The organism is Xanthomonas sp. NCPPB 3442, assembly GCF_056725145.1.
In genome coordinates, this window is record NZ_CM161514.1 from 2,694,112 (window position 1) to 2,721,052 (window position 26,941).

A 26,941-nucleotide genomic window follows, 5' to 3' on the forward strand; every position below is an offset into this window, starting at 1 on the left:
ATCTTGCAAAGACGGCTCAAAGCGTTGCGTTACCGACTACGCAGGCACGCAGGTCGAGGCTTCCAGCTGCTTCAAAAAATCCGAGAATCCGCCAATTGCCCGTGCCTGCCTGCGGGCACTGGTCCACACCACCGAGCGTGGCGACCAGGCGATGGACGCGTTGATCGCCTGCAGCGCGTGGACCAGCGCAACGTCTTCGCTGCAGGTCAACGCAGAGAACCCACCGCATTGTTGATAGAGGGCGGTGCTCACACCGAGGTTGGCGCCGTGAATGCGGCCATGACCTTGCCCAGTTGCCTGGGTCTGTTCGAACCTGCAACGCACTTCATCGGAATAATCCAGCCAGTCCTCCACCTGCACGACACCGCAGAACACGTCCGCGTCGGCCCTGCGCTGTTCCACCAGCCAATCGGCCGGGACGCGCGAATCAGCGTCGGTCACGGCCAGCCAATCGGCGCCCAGTGCAATGGCCTTTGAGGCCGCTGCGGCCCGTGCAATGCCGACGCCGCCGGGCACGGGTACGTCGATCACGAGCGCGCCCAATGCCAGTGCCAGCTCTGCCGTTGCATCCGTGCAACGGTCCACCGCGACGATCACCTCCACAGCCTCGTGCAGTTCGGGGTGCGATGCGGCGAGAAACACCGATGCAAGGCAGGCGGCCATGCACTCGGCCTCGTTATGTGCCGGAATGATGACGGCGATCATCGCAAGCCTTCGTGCTGTGCTACCGACAATGGCTGCGCGGTCCACGCTTCCAGCAGAAAATCGCTGTCTTCATAGCGATAACTCAGCGGCAAGGTGAGCAGTCGGGCAATACCGGCATGGACCGCGATGCCATCTTGCTGTGCCTTTTCGAAAGGATGCTTCCAGTGGCAGGCCACCAGCAGTCCCTCCGGCGTGAGCGCCTGCTGCAGACGCGCGATCAGCTCGTCGAGTTCGGAGGCGGCGAGGTAGTAGCCGATCTCGCTCAGCACGATCAGATCGAAACTTCCCACCGGCCAGTGCTGCGGATGGCAAGCCTGCACGATTTCGACATTGCTGCGCTCCCCCACACGTTGCTTGGCGTGGTGTACCGCGGCGGCGGACATATCGGTTGCCAGCAGGCGCTCGCAGCGGGCAGCGAGCCCACAGGTTGCTTCGCCGTTGGAACACCCCAGCTCCCATCCCCGTGCAAATCCCTGCCGAGGCAAGGTTGCCAGCAGGATGTCGCGTTTGCGTTTTTCGTACCAACGTGTCCCATAGCCGAACGGATCGTGCTGCTGGTAGATGCTGTCGAAATAGTCGGCGTTGGCCTGGGCGTTCATGGGAGATAGACCTCGAAGTCGCGCCGAAACCTCGCCAGCGCCCAGTCGGGAAGGATGGGGTTGCGCAGCGCAGGCGTGACGTGACCGGTCTGCGTCTTGAACGCAGACATCGCCTGCAGCTTTGCAGCGTGCGCATCGGCAGAAAGCACCAGACGCGTGGCCGATGCCAGCATCTGACTGTGGTCGGGGTCGTCCCAATGCCATGCCCATATCGGAAACTGGATCAACCGCGCTCCGCATCGTGCAACTGCGGCACTCGCTGCATCTGCGCAGGCTTCGTGATCGGGGTGGCCATCGCGCGCATACGTCACCAGCACCACGTCGCGTGGTTGCAGCAGGTCGGCCAGCCGTGCACCAAGTGCGTCAATTCCCGCACGTACCTGGCCATCTCCCGCATCCAGCCTGACGATGCTGGAGGGATCGATACCCAGGCACGCCAGCGCGTCACGCAACTCCTCACGACGCGCAGCTGCCAGCCGCGCGGGCGGCCATGCGTCGTCCTGCGGATAGGCGGCTTCGCCATCGGTCACGGAGATGATCAGGACCTGCCTTCCCGATGCGATCGCCATCGCAAGCAGCCCGCCACACCCCAGCACCTCGTCATCCGGATGCGGAGAAACCACCACGACACGGGTGGCGGTGCCCAGTAGCTGGTCGAGGCTGCTGGTGAGCAGCGCATTCAACTGGCGCGATGCACGCCAGCGCTGTTCGCTGATGCCTTGCCCTGCGATCTGCTCGCCCCTCACAGCCGCCATGGGTTGACCTCGCGTGCATGCAGTTGTTCCCCCAGCCACTGCTCGTCTTTTTCACCGTGGGATTGGCGGATGAAGGCAGCCAGGTCGGCGCACCGTTGCGCGTGCGCGGCATCGCAGCACAGCGAGGCAGGCCCCAGGGCCAAGGCGGCGCGTTCGATCACGTCCCGGCAGACGCGGTCCATCACGCTACGTAACCGAATGACAGGCAGTTGATGGCTTTGGGTTGGAGCGTCGTCGATCGTTTTGGCCAGGTCCTGCAGCATCAGCCGTGCACCCGTCAGCCGTTCGTCGATGGCGCCCAGGTGTGCTGCGGCAAAAGGATTGTTTGCCACTCGTGGCGAGCGGCGGACATGCTCGGCAATGGCTGCGGCGGCGCCATACCAGCAGGCCGCGATGCCCGCCCCGCCATGCCAAAAACCCGGCCGCTGCAAATAGAATTCCGGCGCACCCAGCAAACGTGCCGGCGCATTCGCGAAATGGACGTTGCCAGTTGGAATGCCGAGCATGCCTGGTCCGTGCCACTGACTTGCATCAAGCTCGAAGCATCCTTGCCTCAGCGTCACCGCGGCAAGCGGCTGCCGATCGCCGTTTCGGACGGTCACCAAGGCGTGCGTCACAACGTCCAGCTCCGCGCTGCACCACGGCTTGATACCGGACACCGTGCTTGAGCTCGCTTCGTACGCCACGGTGTCATGCGGCCCGCCCGCTGCCCACACAGCCCACACCGCTCCATTGGAAGCTAATGGCTGGCCGGCCTCGGAAAAAATCGACACCGCGTCGTAATGCGCTTCCAGCACCTTGGCAAGCGGCAAGCTCGCAGCCCCCAGCTTGCTCAGCGCCTGCCATCGCGCGTACGTGCGTCCTGCGCCAGGATTGGGAAGTTGCGGCGTCAGTCGCAGGTACTCACGCACGCGTTGCGCGAGCGCTGGATTTGGCGATAGCGAAGGTGTACCCGGCAGATCGTCGCGGGCGAGTGCTGATTGATACATACGCCAATCTAGGCGATGGCTCGTCAAACTCAAGTGAGCCAACGGCCAAGTGCCTCACCGCGACGGCAGCTGGATAAAGAACAATGCTTTGCCGCTTGACGATGGACGCAAGTCGTCGATGCAAGCCTGGCTTCGCCAATCAACACCGATCGCAATACCACGCGTCAGGAATGTCACGCCGTGTTTGCGTCCGTTCAAAGGCGGCGAACAGAGTTTTGGTCAAGCGTTGTAACCGGACTCAACCGATGCGAAGAATCAGTCGTGCTACCGAATGTCACTTCAAGCCGGAAAGAATCGACGGCTCGACCGCTCAGCAGAACAGGCTTGCATCAGCCTCAGTTGGAATCGTCGGGCGCTAGCCGCTGCGCAACGTCGCTCGCGATTCAGTCTGCGACGCGCACTGCCATGAACTGTCCGTTGCCGACCGGCACCTCGCTGCATCGGAAGGACATGTCGGCTCGGACAGCCTGCATGAAATCTGCCATCTCCGTCGCGTGTGAGGTGGCGTTGTCCACCACCATCAGGCCGGTGCCGCGCTTGAGCACGCGGCGCAGCTGCGGCCACCACCGTGCATAGGCGCTGCGGTCCGAGTCCAAAAACAGCAGATCGACGCTGCCATCGTCGGCGGTCTCCAACCACGTGCCTGCATCGCCCAGCACCTGCGTGATGTGCGCCTGTAGTCCGGCACGCACGAAGTTCGCCGCCGCCAGGGCGGCCTTGTCTTCGGCATGTTCCAGCGTGATGACGTGTCCACCGACGGCGATGACAGCTTCGGCCAGCCACAGCGTGGAGTAGCCATTGGAAGTACCCGCCTCTAGCACCTGCCGTGCCCGCGTCGCGTGTACCAGCAGGGCGAGCAGTTCGCCGGTTTCGGGGGTGATATTCAGCATGCGTTTGCCACGTGCGGTTTCTACCGCATCGTTGTTGGCCCCAAAGCGCGACAGCTCCTCTTTCAGATCCTGCAACGTGCTCATGCCTTGAGTGCCTGTTGATTGCTGCAATGTGGGCAATGACCCTGGCATCGCCCTTCAGTGCCTGGTGTGCTGCGCCGTGATGCGAGCGAATCGGATGCTCGATGCGCCTGCCTGATACAGCGTGCTCGCTATTTGATATTCGCCATTCGCCATTCGCCATTCGCTCTTCGCCGAAAAGAACGCCCTACGTCGCTTTCGATATCGCTTGCATCAAGAGGACTGCAGGCATGGCGGACACAAATCGGTCGCGGGGGCCTCCCAGGCTGGCGCCCTAGCGATGCAGTAGACGTTCACGCGCGCCTGGTCATACATCAGCTGTCGGCGGCATGGCCCCCTCCCAGAACTCCAGCAACCGGGACACAGGCTCCGGCTTATTTCCCGCAGACCACAGCGCAAGGCGTGTGCGCGACCAGCGTTGTGCGCTGAGCTCGACGATTGACCCGGGAAGCACCTTGCGGCACGCCATCTGCCAGTCGGGAAAGTAACGCTCGACGATGGAGCCGTTGTAGACCTCTGCGATCACGTGATGGCGCGCAGACTGCTTGATGCGATCGTAGGTATGCTGCACCCCGGCAGGTGGGCCCTCGAAATACTGAAAAAATCGAGCGCCGTCGTAGAGCAGGACGCCGGTGATGGCGGCCAGCGCGTTGTGTGCACTGGAAGAGACAAGCAGCCGGTCGACCTCCCCCATCGACATGGGACGACGCACCTCGCTCACGTAAGCGATGGCCTGCAACGGTGGATTTGCCAAGAACTCATCCCGATAGGTGATCTGCTCCAACGTCCATTTCTGCAGAGTCGTCAGCGCCGGCTCCTCCTGAGATCGCTGCGAGCGCAGTATCAGGGTGTGATGCACCAATTGGCAATGCAGGCATTACAATTTACTTATACAGAGCGGCAACGCGCGTTCATGGTCTGCACGCTCAAGCCGCCTCGGCGCGGCGGTGCCATGCTGGCAGGTCAGTCGATCCGCTGCACGGTGAGCGAAGACGCTGACGCGTCGCAGTGGCTGGCCGAAGACGTGGTTCGGGATCTCATCTAAAGGACGTCGATCAATGCGCGCATCGCTCCAAAGCCACCCGCAACCTCAATCGTGCCAGGCGAGGACTGCCGGCAAGCATGACCTTCATCGCGCCCCTTTACTGTCTCTGGCAGTGCTCGCCGTCATGTCGCTTGGAGGATGCGCCACTACGCCCCCGGCGACGGGTCATCTCATTGAAGGCCCTGTGCGCCTAGGCGAGATGGCAGCGGTCGATGGTCCCAGGGTACGGCCCGACCGAGTCGTCGAAGACAGCCGTTGCCCTACTGATGTTCAATGCATCGTGGAAGGCCGACTGATCGTACGTGCGACGGTGCTGGGTGGTGGCTGGTCCAGACAGGTTGACCTTACGTTAGGCATTCCGGTGCCTATTGCCGATGGCATGTTGACGCTGGTGGAGGCCACGCCCGTGCCCATCGCCCCGCAAACCGCCGACCGCTCTGCGGCGCGCTTCACCTTTACATTTCAAGGCGGTCGCTAGCCAAGCATGTCCTCAGGCTAACGATCCGCCTCTTGCATCAGCCGCCACGTCCCGCTGGCTCGAAGTTGTCCGCCCTCCCTTCGCTAAATAGCTCATCGCAGCCGAATGCACTGGATTGCCGCTGCAAAGCCCAATCAGCTAGTCGGACTCGATAAGATCCCGCAACCATTACCGCAGCGATTGAAAGGTGTCTCGGAGGTGGTCGACAAATGCCGGCGGATTTTCCATCGCAGCAAAATGCCCGCCCCGCTCTGCCTCTGCAAAAAAGCGCAGATCTGCGAAGCGTCGTTCTGCCCAGCGCCGCGAAATGCGTACTTGTTCTCCGGGAAACATGCTGATCCCGGTTGGCGTGGGCATCGGGTGCATGGGCATCGCAGTCCCAGCTTCCTGCGCAGCTTCCCAGTAAAAACGCACCGAGCTGGGCCCGGCATTGGGGAGCCAGTACAGCATGATGTCGTCGATGCATGGTCCAGCGCGATCACGTTTTCCGGTTCGCCGCCGCTTTGGGAAACATCCTGGAAGAGCGCATAGATCCATGCGGCAATGCCGGCTGGAGAATCAGCCAGGCTAAACCCCACCGACTGCGGTCGTGTGCTTTGCAGGTGCATGTAGCCTGAAAATTCTCTCTGATAGCGCTTGGCATCGTCGAGCATCCGCTGCTCTGCTGGCGTGGCGTTGGCAATTTCTTCGGCGCTCGGGTCGAACATCACCGTGTTCAGATGGATGCCCACCAAGCCGGGCGGCTGCATGAACCCAAGCGCGGTCGTGATCGCGCTGCCCCAATCGCCGCCCTGGGCGGTCCAGCGTTCGCCATAACCCAGCCGGCGCATCAGTTCGACCCATGCCGCAGCCGTTCGCCCCACTCCCCAGCCGCGGGAGGTGGGTTTCCCAGAGAAACCAAAGCCGGGCAACGATGGGATCACCAGATGAAACGCATCCGACGCCTTCCCGCCGTAGGCCACCGGGTCAGTCAGTGGGCCGATCACGTCGCGAAATTCCAGAATTGATCCCGGCCATCCATGCGTCAACAGCAATGGAAGCGCGCCCGGCTCTGGTGAACGCACATGCAGGAAATGGATATCCAGCCCGTCAATAGCCGTGCGACTGCTATTCCAGCCATTAAGCAATCGCTCGGTGGCGCGCCAGTCGTAGCCCGTCCGCCAGCGCTCGACCAGGCGTCGAATGCGCGCCGATTGTGGGCCCTGGCTGTGATCACTCACGGTTTCCGGACTGGGCCAACGCGTGTGCCCAAGACGTTGGTTGAGATCATCCAGCTCAGCCTGCGCGATGTTGATCCGAAACGGTGTCATGCCGTCAGTCATCTCAAGCCTCCGTTGCGTAGGTGTTCGCCATGGTCTGGCGAGCTGACTGCCACGCGCGCGCGCCGTAGCGATCATTGTCCAGATGGATCAACTTGCCGCGTCCACTCATCATGTCGCGCAGGTATTGCATGCCTTGCCAGGGTGGGAACGGGTCATCGCTGGTCGGCGTCAGTGCGCGCACGACGCGGATGATGGCCGACATCGTGCCGATTCCGCCTGGCCTGAGCGTGCGATATCGCTCGCCCGTGAGCTCGGTGAGCAGGTGTGCGATGTCGTTGGGCGAAATGCTGTTGCCGGCAATCCGCAGATCGCGTGGAGCATTGGGATCCAGCGCCGCCGCGGCCGTATAGCGGGCGACATCGTCCTTGGCAGTGAAATCGAGTTTCTGGTCTGCGTCGCCAAAATGCAGGACCCGGCGGCCCGGTACAACCAGGCGCGCACTGCCCTCAAGCAATTCCAGAAAGCCGCCACACAGAATTGATGTGGCCGAAATGGGCGTGGCGTCCAGTTGCTCTCTGAAGCGGCGCCGCAGGTCCAGATTGCGATTGTCGCCTGGCCGCGTCTTCGTGTAGTCCAGCGAGAAATCGGACGGGATAAAACGCGGGACGCCCGCAGAAACTGCTGCATGCAACAGTTTTCCCTGTTGACCCAACATGACCTCTTCCAAGCCGTTGAGTGCGCAAATCACACAGTCCGCACCCATGAGTGCCTCGCGTAACCGCTCGGCGTCGTCGAGCTCAACATGTCGAACCTGGATGCCCCGCTCCTCCAACGACGCGACGCGGCTCTTGCCTGCCCCGTGCCGCACCAGTGCATTCACGGCCGCGCCCTGATCTTTCAGGGCCACCGCGATCCGGTGACCGAGATCGCCGGTGGCTCCAGCAACAACGACCTGCGAACTCGTCTGTGTGTTCACCACGTGCTTCTCGCTTGAGTCTTCGGGTGCCGAAAGCGGCGGGCAGCCAACGCACCAGGGGGCAGCAGCGCCCTGTTACATCGGCTCTCATGCATCGTGCTGGCGGGAAAGACCATGCAGCGAACAACTGAACGATATCGTTCAGTTGTTGAAAGCACAAGTGGCGTGTAACGTTTCGTCGATGAAGGCGGTCAAGCAAAAATCCAAAGGCGGCAGGCCGCCACCCGATAAAGCCGGCGATGTCGATCGGCGGCTTCTGGATGCGGCACTACAGCTCTTCCTGGAACGCGGCTTCGAGCACACCTCATGCGACGACATCGCGCGACTGGCAGGTGCCGGCAAGGCCAGCCTCTACGCGCGCTATGCCAACAAGGACGCCATTTTCGAGGCAGTGATTCGCCGTGATGTGCAGACCCAGCCCCTGCCAGCCGCTCCCAGCGCCCCGCTGGATCTTGAGGGGCGGCTAAGGCTCGCAGGTCGAGGAATACTTGCGCACGCGCTGCAGCCGCAGACCGTGGCAATGATGCGCTTGGTCGTCGGCACCTCCATCCGGGCGCCGGAGCTTGCTGCGGAGGTCAACCGCATCGGCTGGGAAGGCGGGCTGCAACGTGTGCGCATGGCGATCCTCGATGGCCAAGATCAACCCGCCGATCCCTCTGCGTTAGCAGGCCACTTCGTCGATCTGGTGTTTGCGCCGCATCAACTTCGTGCGCTGCTGGGAGAACACCCGGCACGCCTGATCGACTCCGCAGCAGAGCGCGTGGAGTGGGCGCTGGGACTGCTCAGCGCTGCAGGCCAGCTAAAGACGAAACGTCCGCGCTGAGACGCGCTCAGCGCCCGCAAACTGGCTCGGGTCTTTGAGCGCCTGCCGATCGATTGCTGGCGCCGTCAGGTCGGCACGAACGCTATCGCGATTCCTGCCGCCCTCTTCTCACGATCGACCGATGCCGCATGCAGTCGCCCGGCATGATCATGTGGAGGGCTCCGCCGGGTTTGCGGCTGCACTCCTGCGGGCAGCCACATACGCCATCACCCAGGTAAAAAAGATCGGGGTGAACACGACACCAAGCGTACTGGCCGCCAGCATGCCGCCGATCACGCCGGTGCCCAACGCATTCTGGCTCGCTGCACCCGCACCGCGTGCGATCACCAGCGGAATCACGCCGAGAATGAAGGCCAGCGACGTCATCACGATCGGGCGAAAGCGCAGCCTAGCCGCCTGCATTGCAGCGTCCGGCACGCGCGCGCCCTGCGCATGCAGTTCCTTGGCGAATTCCACGATCAAAATCGCATTCTTGGCGGCCAGGCCGATGATGGTGATCAGGCCGACCTTGAAGTACACATCGTTGGAAAGGCCGGCCACCCACACCGCGGCGGTTGCGCCAATCGCGCCGATCGGCACGATCAGCATCACCGAAAACGGAATCGCCCAACTCTCGTACAGCGCGACCAGCAGCAGAAACACCACCAGCAAGGCCAGGCCGAGCAGCAGTGGCGCCTGTGTGCCGGCAGCTTTTTCTTGATACGACAGCGCGGACCATTCGTAGCCAATGCCCTGGGGAAGTGCAGTCGCCAGGCGTTCCATTTCCGCCAGCGCGTCGCCCGAGCTGATGCCGGGCGCAGCCTCGCCGGTGAGATTGACCGATGCATAGCCGTTGTAGCGGGCAATCTGCACCGGCCCCTGCTCCCACCGTTGCGTGGTGAACGCCGTCAACGGCACCTGCTTGCCGGTACTGCTGGTGACAGACAGTGTGTCCAGTGATTGGGGCGTGGCGCGATCGCTTGCATTGCCCTGTACCACCACCCGTTGCAGACGACCGCGGTTGACGAAATCGTTGACGATCGTCGAGCCGAACGCGCTGGACAGCACCTCCATCGCACTCTGAAAGCTCACGCCCAGCGCTTCGGCCTTGCCGCGATCCACTTCCAGGCGCAGCTGCGGCGCATCGGCAAGACCTTCCACCATCGCGTATGCCAGCTTGGGCGACTGATTGGCCGCATGCAGCAACTGGTTCACCGACTGCATCAGCGCGTCGCGCCCAAGATTGCCGCGGTCCTGCACGCGCAGCGAGAAACCGCCGGAATTGCCCAGGCCTTCGATCGGTGGCGGCATCACGGCCATGATGGTCGCGTCGCTGATGCGTCCCAGCGCCGCGTTGGCGGCCGCCACTTCGCTGGCCACTGATTCGCTGTCGCCGCGTTCGCTCCAGTCTTTCAGTGACGGAAAGGCCATGGCCGCATTGGCGCCGCTTCCGGAGAAACTGAAACCGTACACCAGCGTCACGTCCTGCATGCTCGGCCGCGCGGCGAGGTAATCGTTGACCTGTTGCCCGGCCGCGCGCGTACGGCTGTAGCTGGCGCCGGGCGGCAACTGCATGTCTACGATCATGTAGCCCTCGTCTTCCTGCGGTACGAAGGCCTCCGGCAGCCGCACGTATGCCAGCCCAAGCGCGCAAAGCAGCACGGCGTACACCAGCATGTAGCGCCCGGCACGGCGCACCAGGCGATGGTTCAACCGATCGAAACGCGACGTCAGCGCGCTGAAGTTGCGGTCGAACCAAGCGAAGAATCCCTTCTTCTCATGGCGGCCATCGATGGGTACCAGGAACGTCGCGCACAGCGCCGGTGTCATGGTCAGCGCCAGGAAACCGGAAAACAGGATCGAGACGGCGAGCACTGCGGAGAACTGTCGGTAGATCACGCCGACCGAACCGCTCATGAAGGCGAGCGGCAAAAACACCGCGGTGAGCACCAGGGTGATGCCGACGATCGCACCGCCCACCTGCGTCATCGCCTTGATCGAGGCATCGCGCGGCGACAGGCCTTCCACGGCCATCAGGCGCTCGACGTTCTCAACCACCACAATCGCATCGTCCACCAGGATGCCGATCGCCAGCACCATCGCGAACATGCTCATCATGTTCACCGAGAAACCCAGCAGCTTCATCATCGCGAACGTGCCCAACAGGCACACCGGCACCACGATCGCCGGGATCAAGGTGTAGCGGATGTTCTGCAGGAACACGAACATCACCAGGAACACCAACGCCATCGCTTCGAGCAAGGTGTGAAGCACCTTCCTGATTGCCACATTGACGAAGGTCGAACTATCGAAGGGCACCGAGTAGGTGATGTCTGCCGGAAAACGCTGCGAGAGTTCCTGCAGGCGCTGGCGCACCGCCGCCACGGTGGCGACCGCATTGCCGCCTGGCGCCAGCTGCACCGCCGCGCCGGCGGCCGGGCCACCGTTTTCCTGCACATCGAACTGGTAGTTCTCCAATCCAAGTTCCAGCTTCGCCACGTCCGACAGATGCACCACCGCGCCATTGGTCTGGGCACGCAGGATGATCTGGCCAAATTCCTGCGGCGATTCCATCAGGCCGCGCACCACCAGCGTGGTGGTCAATTCCTGATCATGCGCGCCTGGGCGTTCGCCCAGGCTACCGGCTGCCACTTGCAGGTTTTGCGCACGGATCGCGTTATTGACGTCGACAATGCTCAGCCCATAGCCGCGCAATGCCTGGGTGTCCACCCACACCCGCATCGCCGCTTCGGCGCCGAAGAACTGCACGCGTCCCACGCCGGGAACACGGCGGATCTCGTCGTTGACCACTCTGGCCGCGTAGTCGTTCAGGCGCACCACGTCCTGCGCGGCGGTCGCATCCTTGTAGACCAGCGAATACAGCATCAGGAAGCCGGCAGTGGTCTGTTCGACCTGCAAGCCAAGTTGCGTCACCGCTGCCGGCAGTCGCGATTCGGATTGACGAATGCGGTTCTGCACGTCCACCTGGGCGATGTTGGGATCGGTGCCGGGCTGGAACGTGATGGTGATCTGCGCACTGCCGTTGGAGCTGCTGGAGTCGTAATACAGCATGTCGCGCGCGCCGTTGAGCTCCTGCTCGATGACACTGGTCACCGCGTCGTTGACGACCTGGGCCGACGCGCCGGGATAGGTGGCAGAAATGCTGATCTGCGGCGGCGCCACTTCCGGATATTTTTCGACAGGCAAGGTGCGCACTGCCAGCAGGCCGGCGAGCGAGATGAAAATCGCAACCACCCACGCGAAGTTGGGGCGGTCGATAAAGAATCGGGACATGGACGGTCACCGGGGCGCCACGCGCCCGCACAGGCGGAATGAAGAGTGGTTCAGTGCGCGGCGTTCAACACGGCACCAGGCTGGATCCGCGTCGCGCCTGAGGCGATGTAGCGCTCACCGGCCTTCAGGCCTTCGAGTATCTGCCAGTCGGTGCCGACCATCGCGCCGGTTCGGACATCGCGCAGTTCGGCCCTGCCGTCGGCGCCCACGACCATCACCGCAGCGCTGCCGCCCGGTCGCCGCTGAATCGCCCGCTGCGGCACATAGACCGCGTCGCTGGCGGTACCGTTCGGCGTGCGCACGCGCACGAACATCCCCGGCAGCAACAGGTTGTCGCGATTGTCGAATTGCGCGCGCAGCGACACCGTATCGGTTGTTTCGTCCACCCGCATGTCCGCGAACAGCAGGTCGCCCTCTCGTGTCTCGCCGAGCTCAGGAATGTCGATGACGACCTTGAGCGGCGCCTCGCCTTTGCGGGCGCGACCGCGCAACTTCAGCGCTTCGGCGACCGGACGATTGAAGTCGGCGAAGATCGGATCGAGCTGTTGTATCAGCGCCATTTCTGTCGCCTCGCCCCCCTGCCCGACCAGCGCGCCCTCGGTGACCAGCGCCCGCCCGATGCGGCCGTCGATCGGCGCACGCACCGTGGCGAAGCCCAGCTCCAGTTGCGCGGTTTTCAGCGCCGCACGCGCCGACGCCACCGCTGCCTGGGTGCTTTTGAAATTGCTGCGGGCGGTGTCGAAATCCTGCCGGCTGATCACCTGCCGCTGCACCAGTTGCTGGCTGCGTTCGAACTGGGCGGCGGCATTTTCCAGCTCGGCGTCGCTACGCCTCAGCTCCCCGCGTGCGCGCGCCACCGCGGCCTCAAACGGCGCGGGGTCGATCTGAAACAACACCTGCCCTGCCCTGACGTCCGAACCTTCTTCGAACCGGCGTGCCAGCACCACGCCGGCCACGCGCGCACGAACCTGCGCTACGCGCATCGGCGAAACACGGCCGGGCAGATCGGTGGTCTGCAACACCTTGCGCGCCTGCGCGGTGGCGATTTCCACCGCAGGTGCAACCGAAGACTCAGCGGGTGGAGCGGCTCTGCCGCAGGCGGCCAGTGCGAATGGAAGGAAGGCACACAGCGAAAAGAAACGGTAAGCGCGTTGGGCTGTCACAGCGCGGGGTCCAATGGATGACGCGGGAATGATGCGCCATAGATCCTTATGAATCAAATATGATTCATAAGGATCATTTCCACAGAACCTGTATCATCCCTGCTTCACTCGTTTTTCAAGCGTATGAGCCAGGACGACCAACGCCTTATCCGCATGCTGGCCGCAACGCTGACCCGCCGCCCGCGCAGCAATCTCACCGAGCTGGCCGCTGGCGCGGGGATCAGCCGCGCGACGCTGTACCGCTTTGCCCCGACCCGCGCGGCAATCGTGGAGAAGGTCACCGCCGAAGCGTGGCTGCGTCTGAAGGCGGCCCTGCCCGACGAAGACGCCCTGCCCGATCCCATGGCAAGCCTGCGACGCATGACGCACGCCTTGGTGGAAGACCTGGATCTGGTCATCTACATCGTCAACGAGATGGGCATGGAGGGCGCCGAACGCGGCAACACCTATTACGCCGCGCCGGAGTGGGAGTCGTTCCAGGCGCATCTGGATGCTTTCTTCTTGCACGGCCAGCAGCGCGGCGTGTTCGGTATCGAAATGCCGGCGTCCTGGTGGAGCGACTTCTACCTCTCGTGCCTGTTCGGAGCCGGTTGGGCAGTGGCCACCGGCCGTCTGGCACAGGCATCGGTCGTGCGTGCGGTCCTGACCTCGTTCCTGGAAGGCGCACGTTCCGGTTCGAGAGTGCAATCTCCCTAGCCGCGAGCCGCTGGCGCCACCGTCACCGCCAGCCGGAACACCACGCGATGTATCGCGTTTCCGCAGGTTGAGCGATCGGTTTTATCGAGGCGGCAAACCGGTTCGCCGGTGGCCGGCACGGTCTGCAGCCGATGGACGAGCGTCCCCCCGCATCATGCGCTCTCGGCGGCTGATGCAGACAATGCATGTCCACGCGCCCGGAGGCGCGCAAGCGCACCGTGAAGCGAAGGGGCGCAGGGCTGATCTGTGCACTCAGGCAGACATCGCCGCACCTCATCGCGCGTCACGCTTACCCGCCGTTATGGGGCAGCGCGCCCTTGTCTTCCTGCAACTCACGCTTGAACGGCACGTCCGGCGGTGGGCGTGCGGTAGCCGGTTGATCGTTGAGATTGGGGTCGCTCAGGCCGCAACCGCCGCCGAATTGCAGCAGGGACACCACGCAACTGATCTTGGTGGTCGTGCCCGGAATCGGAATCTCGATCTTCTTCAGGCCGCGCCGCACCCATTCCTGCAGCAGCGTCTGGTTCGGCATCCAGTACTTGTCCAGCGATGTCGGCGTGTAGCCGTACGGCGGACGTTTAAGCCAGGTGCCGCCCTGGGCAATCTGATCGCGGGTCCAGGTATCGGTCTCGCTGCCTGGTGGTCCGCGGTCACCTGCACCCTGGCCGGCATCACCGGCTCCGGTGGCCACCTTGACGCTGCCATCGGCATTGAACATGCCGTTGCGCTGGGTGTTGCCACCTGTCGTGTCGCCTTGCCGATTGCGGTCGGACTTGCTCCAGTCGTCGGCGTTGGCGGCCACGTCCCACCCGCCGCTGCGATCGGCAGGCGCCGGGCCGGCATGACCGCTGGCGGCTGGCTTGGCGGGCGACGATGCAGCGGCTGGCGCGCTGCTGGAACGTTCGGACCGGACAGGACCGGCCTGCGACTGTGCAGGTTGCGCGGCTGCTTGCGCGGTTGGCGCCGCCACGGTGGCCGGCCGCGGTTCGGGAGTCGCAGGCGTCGCTGCCACTGGCGCAGGCGCCGGATCCGGCACGTTCGGCAGCTCTGCGGGACGCACCGCAACGTCAGGCATGCGCACGGTCGGCGAGATCTCACGCAGGCGCGCAGCCGGCGTGGCGATTTGCGGGCGCTCTGGGATGACGATGTCGCGCTCGCGCACTGTTGGCGCAGCGGCAGAGCGCACCGCCACGTCCTTGGCCGGGCGCTGCAGTTCGCGCACCTGCGGGCGTTCGGTCACCGTCTGGATGTCGCGTTGATGCACTTCAACCTGCGGCGCCGCCCGCTCGATCGCACGCGGCGTCAGCGTGATCGTTGGCGGCGGTGGGACGACAAAGTCGTTGGTGGCGACCGGGGTTTCGGTGACCTGCAGCGGCGATTCGATCGTCACCGGCGGCACCTGCACCGTCACCTGCGGAATATCCGCGGTGACGGGTTCGCTGGCCGCTTGCACCGGTTCCGGCGCATGTTCTGGTACCTGGGCCGTATCGGGGTGCTCCACAGGGTCGGTTGCTGGCGGCACTGGCGTCGGTGTCGGTGCCGGCGATGCAGCTGGTTCGCTGTTCGCCGCCGATGCACCCGCGTGCGCTGGTGAAGACGCCGCAGCTGCAGCCGGCTGCGTCGATGCCTCAGACGTGGGTTGAGCTTCCCCGCCGCCCTGCGCTTCAGCCCCATCGCCGATCAAGGTCATGCGCACCCGCGATTCGTCGCCGGGCTTGGTTTCTTCCGGCGCCCAGCGCACGGTGACCACCCAGATGAGCAGCGCACCAAAACCGAGGTGGATGAGAAAACTGCCGAGCACCGCCAGCCAGTGCTGCCGGCGCTGATCCTTCGGCCGCGGGTCCCAGTGTTGCCACCACAGGCTGCGGAATGCCTGGAATGGCGACAGCACAGAGACGCCGGTCACCGCACCCCATGTCGGCTGCCCACGCGCCAACAGCACATCCATGACATGGTCATCGTTGAATGGCGCAGCCGCGTGCTTGCGGTTGCCCATCCAGATGCCCCAGCCATACGGAAGGCCGGTGCGCCGATCCAGAATGAGCTTGCCGGGCATGCGCGCGCGCAGTGCCTGCAGCAGATCGGCAGCCGTTGTCACCGGTGGCGCGGAATCAGGCCGCGCTGTCGCGCGGAATGTAGGGAGCGTCGCCGGTGGCGTGGTCGGTCGCATCGCGCACCGCAGTCACGCCGGGCACGCGCCCCATCAAGGTCTTTTCGATGCCCTGCTTCAAGGTCACGTCGGCCATGCCGCAGCCGTGGCAACCGCCGCCGAAGCGCAGCAACACCACGCCGTCGGCAGAGACTTCCTGCACGGCCACGCGCCCGCCATGCGATGCCAACTGCGGGTTGATTTCGTTTTCCACCACCCAGCGCACGCGCTCCACCATCGAAGCCGACTCTGCGGGCGCTTCGCCCTTGATCTTGGGCGCCTTGATGGTGAGCTGCTGGTTGCCGGTGGACTGGGTGACGTAGTCGATTTCGGCCCCGTCCATCCACGGCACGCTGGCAGCGACCACATACAAGGTGAAACCATCGCAGTCGATCGCCCATTCGTCGCCGCTCAGGTCCGCCGGTTCGGCGAACTCAAGCCGGGCATCGGCACGTGGGGTACCCGCATCCACCGCGCTCAGGCGCACGCCCATGCCGGGCACGCCCTCGCGTTCGATGAGCTTGCGGAAATAGGTCTGGGCTTTGTCGGATATCTGGATCATGCGGGTTATTCTACCGCCCAAAGCGCCCTCGCTCATGGAACACCGTGATCCTGGTGGGCGCGCCGTCCGCCACCCCTGCGAGACCGTCATGACCGATCTGATTCCCCTGGAGCAGGCCCACTGCCTCCCGCGCAAAGGCAGCGACCACAAGCTGGGCGAGGCGCGCCTGGCCGAGCTGCTGCCGCAGGTGCCCGGCTGGGAGCTGGCCGAGGCCGGCATGGCGCTCACGCGCACGTTCCGCTTCGCCGACTATTACCGCACCCTGGCCTTTGTGAATGCGCTGGCCTGGATCGCCCATCGCGAAGACCACCACCCCGACCTGGGCGTGCATTACGACCGCGTCGTGGTGCGCTATTCCACCCATGACGTGGGCGGACTGAGCGAAAACGACTTCATCTGCGCGGCCAAGACCGCGCAGCTCTACGATCAGGGAATCACTGCATGAACATGTATCGCGCCGCGTTCGCCGGCCTCGTCGTCGCCACCGGCCTTGCTGGCTGCGGCAAGTCGCCACAGCAGGCCGCCGCGCCCACCGTCGCGCCCACCGAGCTGGCTGCCCTGAAGACGCCGCCGCCGGAATATTCGCCGCAGCTGGCCTGCGCCGGTGTGGGCGGCACGACCGTGCTGCGGGTCGTGGTCGGCCCCCAGGGCACGCCGACCGATGTCTCGGTGGCACAGAGCAGCGGCCAGCCCGTGCTCGACGAAGCGGCCCTGACGCGCGTGCGCGAGTGGCAGTTCAAGGCCGCCACCCGCAATGGCCAGGCCGTGCCGCAGACCATCCAGGTGCCGGTCTCGTTCAAGCCGCCGGTGCCGCGTCCGAACGAATGTTTCGCCATCGAGGAACGCTCACGCCGCGGCGGCTGAGGACCGCGCAGGTCGGTGACGCCTTATTTCCGCACGGCACAAGCGCATCGACACCAGCGCATGAGCAACAGCGCCTTGTTCGCGCGCTTGAGTGTCGCCCCTGCCTGACGCTGGCGCAGAGGCGCTGCTTTTCGTCTTCGACACCACGTCTTCGTCATCGCGGCATGGCCATCCTGCTTCCGCGGAGGGGTGTGCGTATCTGGCGAGCTGCAGTTGCCACGCTCTCCGCAGGAAGTTCTTCATTCCACGAGGACGTCGCGCCACATGCTTGCAGTGTCATCACACAATCTCTGGATCGCGCTTGCGGTCACGCTAGCGGCCGGGCTGGCAACCGGGCTCGGCAGCCTCATGGTGGTGTTCGCCAAAAAGCCCAATCCGCGGCTGTTGGCATTCGGCCTGGCCTTCGCCGGCGGCGCCATGGTGTACGTGTCGCTCACCGAGATCCTCAACAAGTCGATCGCCGCGTTTTCCCATGCCTACAACGACAAGCTCGGCTTTACCTTCGGTACCCTGACCTTTCTGGGCGGCATGCTGCTGATCATGCTGATCGACCGCCTGGTGCCGAATCCGCACCAGAGCTTGTCCAGCGACGATCCGCAGTTTCGCGAAGACAACCGGGCCTATATTCGCCGGGTTGGCCTGATGACCGCCGTCGCGATCACTGCGCACAATTTCCCGGAAGGATTGGCGACTTTCTTCGCCACGCTTGAAAGCCCGGCGGTCGGCATGCCGCTGGCGTTCGCGATCGCCATCCACAATATTCCCGAAGGCATCGCGATCGCGGTGCCGGTGTATTTCGCCACGCGCAACAAGTTCTATGCGGTGGGCGCCAGCCTGCTCAGCGGGTTGGCCGAACCGGTCGGTGCAGGCATCGGATATCTGGCCTTGTCCAGCGTGCTCTCGGATGCGGTCTTCGGCACCGTGTTCGGGCTGATCTCCGGGGTCATGGTGTTTCTGGCGCTGGACGAATTACTGCCGGCTGCCAAGCGCTACGCCCAAGGTCACGAGACCGTGTATGGCCTGGTCTCGGGCATGGGAACGCTGGCGATCAGCCTGGTGTTGTTCCGTTTCGCAACGCCGTGAAGCGCGTTATGCGCGGGCTTCACCACTCGTGATGGACTGGCGCGAAGTCTGTTGCAGCAAGTGCAGACAATGCCGCTCCAGAAGCCCGATTGCTGTGTTGCCCGTGACGAGCCGATGCGCCCGCCCGCCTGAAATCTACCGCATGCCACGCAGCGCACCTGCGTGGCATGCGGTTTCCCGCACGTCTGCTGAACACCGTCGCGCCTGGTCGACTGAAGCCATGTTCTAGAAAGGTTCCAGACATTCAAGCCGGCGCATGGTACGCGCGTCATCAACGCACACACAGCGAGGTGCCGTATGCAACGCACATGGTCACAAGGGCGCCTTGCCTTGGCGCTGTCGATCGCATCCACTGGCCTGATTGCACTCGGCGGCTGCCAACGCACCGACGCACCGGCGCCGGCCGCCGCCGAGCCTCCGCCGCCTCCCAGCGCGATGGCAGCGCCGGCTTACACGCCGCCCACGGCGGACCAGCTTTACCAACTGGTCGCGCCGATTGCCCTGTTTCCAGACAAGTTGCTGGCGCAAACCTTGGCGGCGTCGGTGTATCCCGATCAAGTGGTCACCGCACAGGAATGGCTACGCAGCAATAGCGGTTTGAGCGCTGCAGATCGCGCGCAGGCCACGGTGTCGCAATCGTGGGACCCGAGCATCAAGGCACTGACCGCCTTTCCCGACGTGGTGGCCCAACTGGCTGGCAATCTGGATTGGACGCGTGCGCTCGGCGATGCCTACGCCCACGATCCCAACGATGTGCTCAACGCGGTGCAGATCATGCGCCAACGCGCCCAGGCCAGCGGCCATCTGCACAGTACGCCGCAACAGCAAGTGCAGGTGGCGCGCCACGTGGTGGTGACGCCCATTCTGGATGAGGGCCGCATCCCGCCGCCCTCGCAGGTGATCACCATCGAACCAGCGCAACCGGATGTGGTGTACGTGCCGCGCTACGATCCCGGCGTGGTCTACGGCGCGCCGGTCGATGTCTACAGGGAGTATCGCTACCGCCCGGTCCGCTGGTACGACGAAGGCGACGTCGTCACCACCGGCCTGGTGTCCTTCGGCGTCGGCGTATTGGTGGGCGGCGCACTCGAGCACCATCACGGTTGGTTCGGCTGGGCCGAGCCGGCGCCTGTCTGGCACCGCTGGGGCTGGAACAGCTGGGGTGTGGATTGGAACGCGCCGCCGGCCGCACCGCATTATGTGGTCTACCAGAACCATGTCTATGCGCCGCGCACCACCATCATCAACAACCGAAATACGTATGTCGATTCACGCTCGTACGTGAATCAGGATCAGCGCCATTGGTCCAATTCGACATCCGCGCCTGTGGCCGGGATGTCCCCAGCCAACTTCCATGCGGCGCAGGCGGCCGCTCTACCGGCAGCAGTCGCCAGCGCACGTGGGCTTGGTGCGTTTGCAGGAGCGGCCACGCCAGCGCCTTCGCCCGCCCAACTGCATCGCCCGCCCGACTATGCGCATCTGACCACACCGCATTTCAATGCACAGATGCTGCAACCAGGCCGTCCGGTAACGCTGAACGCATCGCCATCGCCATCGCCGTTGGCGCATGTTGCGCCCCTGACAGCTGCGAGCCATCCGATGCAGCCATTGCCCTCCGGGATGCGTTCGCCGCGCGTGCAAGTACCGGCATTCGCCTCGGCTGCAACGCCTGCACGGGTAAATGACTTGCAGGCCGCACAACAGCACATGGCGCAGATGCACGCACAGTCGCGGGCAGCGCAGGAACAGGCAGCTGCAGCCAACCGCGCACATGCCGGCATGCCGCCGCGCGATGCATTTGCGAGCCGCGACGCCCGCGACAGCCAGTTCCGAGCCCAAGCCCAACCTGCGCAATGGAAGCCGCCCGTGCAAGAGCAGCGGCAGCTGGCGCCTCATCAGCAGTTTGCATCCGCGGCAGTGCCGCGTGTCGAACATGCGCAGCCGTCGCAGCCGCGTGACGAACCGCGCCCGGTCATGAAGGCAGAGCCGCAGCAGCGCATGCAGCGGATGGCGTCCTTCGCCCCGCCGCGTGCCGCTCCGACCCATCAAGCCGATATGCACCAGCAACGCCCGCATCCGTCGGCGCAGCCGCAACATCACGACCATCGCCACGAAGGCTGAGCCAGCCGCGCTGGCGCAGCCGCCATGGCTGCGTCAGCGACCGAGCTGGTCTAGGGCCTCGGCGAGCTCTGGCGCCAATGGCGCGCTCAACACGTACGGCGTCTTGCCGGCATCCAGTGCGAATTCGAGAGATGCGGCATGCAGGAACAGCCGCTTCAAACCAAGCTGGTCGCGTAGGCGCTTGTTGACGTCTGCCTCACCGTATTTCTCGTCGCCGGCCACCGGGTGCCCCAGGTGCTGGGCATGCACGCGAATCTGGTGGGTGCGACCGGTCTCGATGCGCACTTCGCAATAGGAATGGCCGCCGCGCCGTTCCAGCAACTTGAAATGGCTCAGCGACGGCTTGCCGATCGCATTCACCTGCACATGCCGCTCCCCTCCCTGGCGCAGGCCGATGTGCAGCGGCGCGTCCACGGTCATCACGCCGTCGGGCATGCGGCCCACCAGCAGGGTCAGGTAGCGCTTGGTGATGCCACGCCCTTCGACGCGGTCGTCTTCGCGCATGAGGGCCTGCAGCTCGGTCAGCGCCGAGCGCTTCTTGGCCACGATCAATAGGCCGGACGTATCGCGATCAAGCCGGTGCACCAGTTCCAGGCTCTGGTTCGGGCGCAGCGCCCGCAGCGTTTCAATGGCGCCAAAGCTGATCCCGCTGCCGCCATGGCTGGCAACCCCGGACGGCTTGTTCAGGGCAAGCAGGCGCGCATCCTCGAACACGATTGCCGCTTCCAGCCGCGCCATGAATGATGACGGCGGCGCGGCCTTGTCGCCCTCTTCGTTGACCCGCACCGGCGGAATCCGCACTTCTTCGCCGCCCTCGAGCTTGCGTTCGGCCTTGGCACGCCCGCCATTCACGCGCACCTGGCCGCTGCGCACCAGCTTGTAGATCAGGCTACGCGGAGCGCCCTTGAGCTGGCCAAGCAGGAAATTGTCCAGCCGCTGCCCAGCACGGTCTTCCGGAACTTTGAGAATGCGCACGCCGACGCGGTCGGCCGGCGGCTTGGGGGGCTGGGGGTCGGTCATCTGGCTCTTTATTCTGTTACACTCGGCGAGCGAGATAAGGGTTTGATTTTGTTGGAAGTTGATTGGCCAGAAGCCTGACTTCCGATGATTCCGGCACAGTGCGCGACCACCGCCCCCGGGGCGGCCATGTTAGCGGCTCACCGGCCTACCCGGCCATCGCCAGCGGTTTTTGACCGCTGCGCTGAACATGTCCCGTGCGCTGCCCCGGTTTGTCCGGACGCGGCTGCCGGCCCTGAAACACCTATAAAACTTAAACAAGCGCTCCCGCGGCCTGCCGTGGTGTTGCAGCGCTGGAAACTCTGGTCAGGCCTGTCCGCGCGTTGCGCGAAGGGCCGACAAGCTGTTCCAGAGGCGAAACGTCACGGCGTTCCGCGCGGTAGAGCGCGTGAGGAACGCAACAATGAAGCGAATGCTGATCAACGCAACGCAGGCCGAAGAGCTGCGCGTGGCGATTGTGGACGGCCAGACCCTGTACGACATCGACATCGAACAGCCGTCCAAGGAACAAAAGAAGTCCAACATCTACAAGGGCCGTATCACCCGGCTAGAGCCTTCCCTGGAAGCGGCGTTCGTGGACTATGGCGCCGAGCGTCATGGCTTCCTGCCGCTGAAGGAAATTTCCCGCGATTATTTCCAGGCCGGCGTCGACCATAACAAGTCGACCATTCGTGAGCTGCTGCGCGAAGGCCAGGAAATCGTCGTGCAGGTGGACAAGGAAGAGCGTGGCAACAAGGGCGCCGCCCTGACCACGTTCATCTCGCTGGCCGGCCGCTACATGGTGCTGATGCCCAATTCGCCGAGCGCCGGTGGCGTTTCGCGCCGCATCGAGGGCGAAGACCGTGCCGCGTTGAAGGAAGCGCTGGACAAGCTCGACATTCCTGACGACATGGGCGTGATCATCCGCACTGCCGGCGTGGGCCGCGATGCCGAAGAACTGCAGTGGGATCTGGACTACCTGCTGCAGACCTGGAAGGCGATTGCCGAAGCTGCGCTGAGCAAGCCGGCCGCGTTCCTGATCTACCAGGAATCGCGCCTGATCATCCGCGCCCTGCGCGACTACCTGCGCGCCGATATCGGCGAGATCCTGGTCGATACGCCGGAGCTCTACGCCGACGCCCAGGAATTCATGAAGCAGGTGATGCCGCAGAGCCTGCGCAAGCTCAAGCACTACACCGACGATATCCCGCTGTTCAATCGCTTCCAGATCGAATCGCAGATCGAAGGCGCCTATGAGCGCAACGTGCGCCTGCCCTCGGGCGGCTCGATCGTGGTGGACCAGACCGAAGCGCTGACCGCCGTCGACGTGAACTCCTCGCGCGCTACCAAGGGCAGCGATATCGAAGAAACCGCGTTCCAGACCAATCTGGAAGCGGCCGAAGAAGTCGCACGCCAGCTGCGCCTGCGTGACCTGGGTGGCCTGGTGGTCATCGACTTCATCGACATGGCCTCGTCCAAGCACCAGCGCGAAGTTGAAAACAGGCTGCAGAACGCACTCAAGTACGACCGCGCACGCGTGCAGCTGGGCCGTATCTCGCGTTTCGGCCTGATGGAAATGAGCCGCCAGCGGCTGCGACCGAGCCTGGGCGAATCCAGCCAGATCGTCTGCCCGCGTTGCGATGGCCATGGCCGCATGCGCAGCGTCGAGTCGCTGTCGCTGTCGATCATCCGCGTGGCAGAAGAGCACGCTATGAAGGAAAACACCGGGCAGGTGCTGGTCCAGGCGCCGGTGGAAATCGCCAACTACCTGCTCAACGAAAAGCGCAGCGCACTGCGTGAAATCGAGCAGCGCCACGAGTCGCCGATCATCATCGTCGCCGACGAGCAACTGCACACCCCGCACTACGAAGTCACGCGCCTGCGCGAGAACGAGCTGGGCGAAGAGAGCGGCAAGCCGAGCTACCAGCGCGGCACCCCGCGCAAGCTGCCGGTGCATGCACTGACCAAGGCGCAGTTGAATATTCCCGCAGCCCCGGCGGTCACGTCGATCAAGCCGAGCCAACCGGCACCGGTTCGCGAAGAAGCCCCTGCCCCGGTCGCGCCCGTCGCTGCGCCGGCGCCAGTGGTGACCGTGCCCATTCCGGCACCGGTCACCGGTGTTGTGGGCTGGCTGAAGCGGATCTTCGGCGGGGTCGAGCCCGTCGCCCCGGCCCCGGAGTCGACCCCGCGTCCGCGCCAGAACGATGCGGGCCGCAATAACCGTGGCGAACGCGGCGAGCGTGGCGGTCAGCGCCGCGATGGTCGCGATGCCCGTAATGGCGGCAATGGTGGCAACCAGCAACGTGGCAATGGCGGCAATGGCAACGGCGCCAATAAGGAACGCCGTGACGAGCGTCGCCAGCCTGCCAGCGCCCAGGGCGCGCAGAATGGCGCACAGGCACAGCAGCAGGTGCAGGCGCCTAAGCCGCCGCGCAATGAAACGCAGGCGCCAAAGCAGCAGCAACCGCAGCAGCAGAAGTCCAAGCCGCAGAACCAGAGCCCACGCCCGCCACGTGCGCCTGCACAGCAGGACGGCGCGCCAGCCGAGCGGCAGCCGCGTCCGGCACGCCAGGATGAGGGTACGGCAGCGGCGCAGACCGTGACCTCCACTGCCGCAACGGCCACCACGTCGAGCGTGGTGGCCGCCATTGCCGACGCCGCTGCACCCACCAATGCGCAGACCAACGCCAATGAAGCGGCGCAGGCGCATCCTGTCGATGTCATGGTGAGCGAATCCACCGCTGATCGTGGCGCCGACGCAAATGCAACTGCACCGGCCCAGGATGCCGCAGGCGACGATGCAGCCAATGGCGAAGGCGGAAGCCGTCGCCGCCGCGGCCGTCGTGGTGGCCGTCGTCGTCGTCGTGGCGCCGGTGCCAACGGAGAAGGTGGTACCAGCGTCGATGGCCTGGAAGGCGACGATCTGGACAGCGATGCCGACAACGATCTCGATGGCGACAGCGAAGGCGACGACGCCGGTGCTCATGCGCATGTATCGGGCGCACCGCGCGCCGGCCAGCCGGAGTTCGATTTCGACGATGAGGCACCGGCACCGGCGGTGCGCGCCAAGCCGGAATCCGCTGCCCAGGCAACCGCCAAGCCGCGTCCGGTTCCCAAGGAGCGCGCAGAGCCACGGGGCGGCAGTGACACAGCTTCGACCACCGCGCCGGTTTCCAATACCGTGCCGGCATCGCAGGCTTCGGCAGCACCCGTTGCCGAAGCCGCCCGCGAGCGCCCTGCTGCGCCCGTTGCTGCTACCGACGCACCAGCCAAACCCGCGCCGGCTGTCACAGCGTCGACGGCTGCCAGCACCGAGGGTGCTGCAGCGCAGGCTGCAGAACAGCGCCCCGCGCCGGTCGCACAGCAGGCATCCGCTAGCCCGGCTCCGCTTGCCACCCCTGCGCCAGTGGCATCCACGCCGGCACCTGCAGTGGCTCCCGCTGCCGGGACTGCACCGACGGCACCGGCTGTTGCATCGCCTGTGACCAACGATGCGGCGACAAGCAGCCAGCACCAACCTGCGTCTTCGGCGCCGGCAAGTGCGGCTGTACCTGCCGCCGACGCCGAGGCCGCGAAGGCCGACCACCAGCAGCGCGCTGTGTCGGCGGACGTGGCAGCGCCTTCGGTACAGGCAGCGCCGGTGCAGCCGGCACGGGCAACGCCTGCTGACGACCTACCGGCACCTGCGGCGGCTACGCCGGCATCGCAGGCCGCAGTAGTCACGGTGACGTCGCCGCACGCCGAGCAGTCTGCTTCGCAGGCGCCATCGGCCGAGGTGGCAATGACCTCGACCTCGACGGTTGTGCAGGCAAGCCCAAGTGCGGACACCGCGCCCGCACGCAAGCCGTATGCTCCGGTGCAGACCACCATGCTCGATGCGCTGAGCCCGAACGATGCTGCGCCAGCAGCCTCCTCGGCCAGCAAGCCTCCGGCAGACCCTGCAGCAGCGCAGGAGTTGCAGGCAGGCAAGCCCAAGCCGACGGTGGTCGTGTCCGAACCAGTCAAGCCGGCTGCTCCATCGACCGACGCCGACCAGGTGCAGGATGACGACAGCAACAAGCCGCGTGGCGATCACTGATCGCCAGGTGACTTGATTGGTTGGCCTGTTGGGATAACAGGCCACGTCAACATCGAAACAGCGGCCTTCGGGGCCGCTGTTTTTTTAGGCACCGCCTGCACTAACGCCAAGCCGCATCCGCCGGTTGTGATCCCGGAGAGACATCGACGCTCCACGTTCTTCCACATGAGCGGCGACGTTTGTCGTCACTCGTGGTCAGTGTTTGCAAAGACCCTTCGATCGGCAAGTGCGGCGACGCCAGGCCTTGCTGGCACATGACGACAATCAGCGCGGAAGCTCCTAGTACACGGCGTGTCGTTACGCTCACCACCCGGGCGTCAGGGCGCCCCCGGCCTTGTTCCGACATACCGCGCGTTCCTAGAAGGCCGGGCTAATTCCCCACTCACGCGTTGACGCAATCCAGCAACCGCTTCTGAGGGCGAGACACGTCATTTCTAGGCACGTGATGAGCTTTCTCTACGCGATGTTGTGCGCCCTGGCCTTGCGATGCAGCGCAGCCACTGCACTGCACTCAAGGCAACGGTTCACAGCACCCTGGAGGGATCGGTCAGACCGTATTGATTGGCTAGCCGCGCCAGCGCAATGTTGTCCTGGATGCCGACCTTCTCGAACAGGCGTGCCTTGTGCGTGTTGATGGTCTTGGCGCTGAGGTTCAGGCGCTTGGCGATGTCTTCCTGGCGCAGGCCCTGGGTCAGCAGCAAGGCCACTTCCAGCTCACGGGGCGACAATGCATCAAACGGTGAACCGCCACCTTCCAGATTAGACAGAGCCAGGTTCTGCGCGATCGTATTGCCGAGATAACGCCGTCCCAATGCGACTTCACGCACCGCGCGCAGCAACTCGTGCGCGTCACCACCCTTGCCCACATAGCCGGAGGCGCCTGCCTCGAGCAAACGCTTGGGCAATGGGCCGTCTTCGAGCACGGAGACGATGATGACCCGCGTACCGTAGTCGCCCTTGACGATGCGCTCGGTAATTTCCAGGCCGCTGACGCCGGGCAAATGCAGATCGCACAGCACGATGTCCGGTTTGAGTTGACGAATCTGCGGCAATGCGGCTTCGCCGCTCTCTGCTTCACCCACCACATCGACGTCCACTTCCTTGGACAGAATCATCTTCATGCCTGTACGCACGAGTGCATGATCGTCGATCAGAAAAACTCTGATGGTCATCCTTGTTGTCCTCGCTAGCGGCTGGCTGGTGCAGCCTATCTCCGTGAATAATTCAGGGCAAGCTCGATGCGACGTATTACGCCCAAGTTAGAGCGTTATGACACGTCACTAGAGCATGCATGACGTGCGCATGGCGCGATGTCTCTAGGCAAGATGTTGCAACGTGTGCCGATGATGCGGG

At 64.4% G+C, this 26,941-nt stretch carries 22 protein-coding genes and 1 pseudogene; 9 read left to right on the top strand and 14 right to left on the bottom strand.

Translation table 11 applies throughout. The features are described 5' to 3' along the window. Nucleotides 1–36 precede the first annotated feature (36 nt). The 6 genes from AC1POX_RS11685 to AC1POX_RS11710 all read right to left on the bottom strand — a co-directional run bounded on the left by AC1POX_RS11685 (nucleotide 37) and on the right by AC1POX_RS11710 (nucleotide 4,803). Nucleotides 37–705 (bottom strand): glycosyltransferase family 2 protein, encoded by a 669-nt coding sequence (locus AC1POX_RS11685; protein ID WP_218556100.1) that lies wholly within the window; start codon nucleotides 703–705, stop codon nucleotides 37–39. Then, nucleotides 702–1,304: a class I SAM-dependent DNA methyltransferase gene (locus tag AC1POX_RS11690; protein ID WP_372356200.1), complete on the bottom strand. Its 603-nt coding sequence runs from the start codon at nucleotides 1,302–1,304 to the stop codon at nucleotides 702–704. Before AC1POX_RS11690 ends, AC1POX_RS11685 begins: the two co-directional genes overlap by 4 nt. Beyond that, the gene (locus AC1POX_RS11695) at nucleotides 1,301–2,059 is read right to left on the bottom strand and encodes a PIG-L deacetylase family protein (protein ID WP_014090271.1); all 759 of its coding nucleotides are present in this window, start codon (nucleotides 2,057–2,059) and stop codon (nucleotides 1,301–1,303) included. Before AC1POX_RS11695 ends, AC1POX_RS11690 begins: the two co-directional genes overlap by 4 nt. Beyond that, entirely contained in the window at nucleotides 2,047–2,565 is a 519-nt protein-coding gene (locus AC1POX_RS11700; protein WP_029819477.1) for an acyl-CoA dehydrogenase family protein, read from the bottom strand. The genes AC1POX_RS11695 and AC1POX_RS11700 overlap by 13 nt, the downstream gene beginning before the upstream one ends. A gap of 866 nt (nucleotides 2,566–3,431) precedes the next feature. Beyond that, the gene (locus AC1POX_RS11705; RefSeq protein WP_372357170.1) at nucleotides 3,432–4,022 is read right to left on the bottom strand and encodes an O-methyltransferase; all 591 of its coding nucleotides are present in this window, start codon (nucleotides 4,020–4,022) and stop codon (nucleotides 3,432–3,434) included. Between the two features lie 304 nt (nucleotides 4,023–4,326). Next, nucleotides 4,327–4,803, bottom strand: a complete 477-nt coding sequence (locus AC1POX_RS11710; RefSeq protein WP_031422802.1) for a BLUF domain-containing protein — start codon at nucleotides 4,801–4,803, stop codon at nucleotides 4,327–4,329. Nucleotides 4,804–4,872: 69 nt separating this feature from the next. Here AC1POX_RS11710 and AC1POX_RS11715 point away from each other — a divergent pair, with 69 nt between their 5' ends. Both AC1POX_RS11715 and AC1POX_RS11720 read left to right on the top strand, forming a co-directional pair. Beyond that, the gene (locus AC1POX_RS11715) at nucleotides 4,873–5,064 is read left to right on the top strand and encodes a hypothetical protein (protein WP_057681745.1); all 192 of its coding nucleotides are present in this window, start codon (nucleotides 4,873–4,875) and stop codon (nucleotides 5,062–5,064) included. A 13-nt stretch (nucleotides 5,065–5,077) separates the two neighbouring features. Beyond that, nucleotides 5,078–5,542, top strand: coding sequence for a hypothetical protein (locus AC1POX_RS11720; protein WP_031422804.1), 465 nt, complete (start codon nucleotides 5,078–5,080; stop codon nucleotides 5,540–5,542). A 168-nt stretch (nucleotides 5,543–5,710) separates the two neighbouring features. Here the strand turns inward: AC1POX_RS11720 and AC1POX_RS11725 are convergent. Beyond that, nucleotides 5,711–6,864 (bottom strand): annotated as a pseudogene (locus AC1POX_RS11725) (epoxide hydrolase family protein). Between the two features lies 1 nt (nucleotide 6,865). Continuing rightward, nucleotides 6,866–7,780, bottom strand: a complete 915-nt coding sequence (locus AC1POX_RS11730) for an NmrA family NAD(P)-binding protein (RefSeq protein WP_372173582.1) — start codon at nucleotides 7,778–7,780, stop codon at nucleotides 6,866–6,868. Nucleotides 7,781–7,961: 181 nt separating this feature from the next. Between AC1POX_RS11730 and AC1POX_RS11735 the strand changes: the two genes are divergently transcribed. Further along, nucleotides 7,962–8,603, top strand: coding sequence for a TetR/AcrR family transcriptional regulator (locus AC1POX_RS11735; RefSeq protein WP_008575681.1), 642 nt, complete (start codon nucleotides 7,962–7,964; stop codon nucleotides 8,601–8,603). A 147-nt stretch (nucleotides 8,604–8,750) separates the two neighbouring features. Here AC1POX_RS11735 and AC1POX_RS11740 read toward each other — a convergent pair whose 3' ends face one another. Further along, the gene (locus tag AC1POX_RS11740) at nucleotides 8,751–11,876 is read right to left on the bottom strand and encodes a multidrug efflux RND transporter permease subunit (protein ID WP_372356201.1); all 3,126 of its coding nucleotides are present in this window, start codon (nucleotides 11,874–11,876) and stop codon (nucleotides 8,751–8,753) included. 50 nt (nucleotides 11,877–11,926) lie between these two features. Beyond that, nucleotides 11,927–13,039, bottom strand: coding sequence for an efflux RND transporter periplasmic adaptor subunit (locus tag AC1POX_RS11745; protein WP_122272863.1), 1,113 nt, complete (start codon nucleotides 13,037–13,039; stop codon nucleotides 11,927–11,929). 123 nt (nucleotides 13,040–13,162) lie between these two features. Between AC1POX_RS11745 and AC1POX_RS11750 the strand changes: the two genes are divergently transcribed. Further along, a complete protein-coding gene (locus AC1POX_RS11750; RefSeq protein WP_372356202.1) occupies nucleotides 13,163–13,735 on the top strand; it encodes a TetR/AcrR family transcriptional regulator in 573 nt (190 codons plus the stop codon). A 289-nt stretch (nucleotides 13,736–14,024) separates the two neighbouring features. Here AC1POX_RS11750 and AC1POX_RS11755 read toward each other — a convergent pair whose 3' ends face one another. Next, on the bottom strand, nucleotides 14,025–15,833 hold the full coding sequence (locus tag AC1POX_RS11755; protein WP_372356203.1) for a transmembrane repetitive protein: 1,809 nt from the start codon (nucleotides 15,831–15,833) through the stop codon (nucleotides 14,025–14,027). Nucleotides 15,834–15,846: 13 nt separating this feature from the next. Then, on the bottom strand, nucleotides 15,847–16,446 hold the full coding sequence (locus AC1POX_RS11760) for an NfuA family Fe-S biogenesis protein (RefSeq protein ID WP_008575672.1): 600 nt from the start codon (nucleotides 16,444–16,446) through the stop codon (nucleotides 15,847–15,849). Nucleotides 16,447–16,534: 88 nt separating this feature from the next. Here AC1POX_RS11760 and AC1POX_RS11765 point away from each other — a divergent pair, with 88 nt between their 5' ends. The 4 genes from AC1POX_RS11765 (at nucleotide 16,535) to AC1POX_RS11780 (ending at nucleotide 20,514) form a co-directional block, all read left to right on the top strand. Beyond that, a complete protein-coding gene (locus tag AC1POX_RS11765) occupies nucleotides 16,535–16,891 on the top strand; it encodes a 4a-hydroxytetrahydrobiopterin dehydratase (protein ID WP_003489213.1) in 357 nt (118 codons plus the stop codon). Continuing rightward, nucleotides 16,888–17,310: an energy transducer TonB gene (locus AC1POX_RS11770; RefSeq protein ID WP_372356204.1), complete on the top strand. Its 423-nt coding sequence runs from the start codon at nucleotides 16,888–16,890 to the stop codon at nucleotides 17,308–17,310. The genes AC1POX_RS11765 and AC1POX_RS11770 overlap by 4 nt, the downstream gene beginning before the upstream one ends. Nucleotides 17,311–17,574: 264 nt before the next feature. Continuing rightward, nucleotides 17,575–18,393 (top strand): zinc transporter ZupT, encoded by an 819-nt coding sequence (gene zupT / locus AC1POX_RS11775; RefSeq protein ID WP_136732590.1) that lies wholly within the window; start codon nucleotides 17,575–17,577, stop codon nucleotides 18,391–18,393. Between the two features lie 297 nt (nucleotides 18,394–18,690). Next, on the top strand, nucleotides 18,691–20,514 hold the full coding sequence (locus AC1POX_RS11780; RefSeq protein ID WP_372356205.1) for a DUF3300 domain-containing protein: 1,824 nt from the start codon (nucleotides 18,691–18,693) through the stop codon (nucleotides 20,512–20,514). Between the two features lie 33 nt (nucleotides 20,515–20,547). Here the strand turns inward: AC1POX_RS11780 and AC1POX_RS11785 are convergent, their stop codons facing one another. Beyond that, nucleotides 20,548–21,534, bottom strand: coding sequence for an RluA family pseudouridine synthase (locus AC1POX_RS11785; protein WP_029819487.1), 987 nt, complete (start codon nucleotides 21,532–21,534; stop codon nucleotides 20,548–20,550). Between the two features lie 409 nt (nucleotides 21,535–21,943). On the opposite strand from AC1POX_RS11785, the gene AC1POX_RS11790 reads away from it, so the two are divergent. Beyond that, nucleotides 21,944–25,588, top strand: a complete 3,645-nt coding sequence (locus tag AC1POX_RS11790; RefSeq protein WP_372357171.1) for an Rne/Rng family ribonuclease — start codon at nucleotides 21,944–21,946, stop codon at nucleotides 25,586–25,588. 524 nt (nucleotides 25,589–26,112) lie between these two features. Here AC1POX_RS11790 and AC1POX_RS11795 read toward each other — a convergent pair. Continuing rightward, nucleotides 26,113–26,760: a response regulator gene (locus AC1POX_RS11795; protein WP_003489223.1), complete on the bottom strand. Its 648-nt coding sequence runs from the start codon at nucleotides 26,758–26,760 to the stop codon at nucleotides 26,113–26,115. Nucleotides 26,761–26,941: the final 181 nt, after the last annotated feature.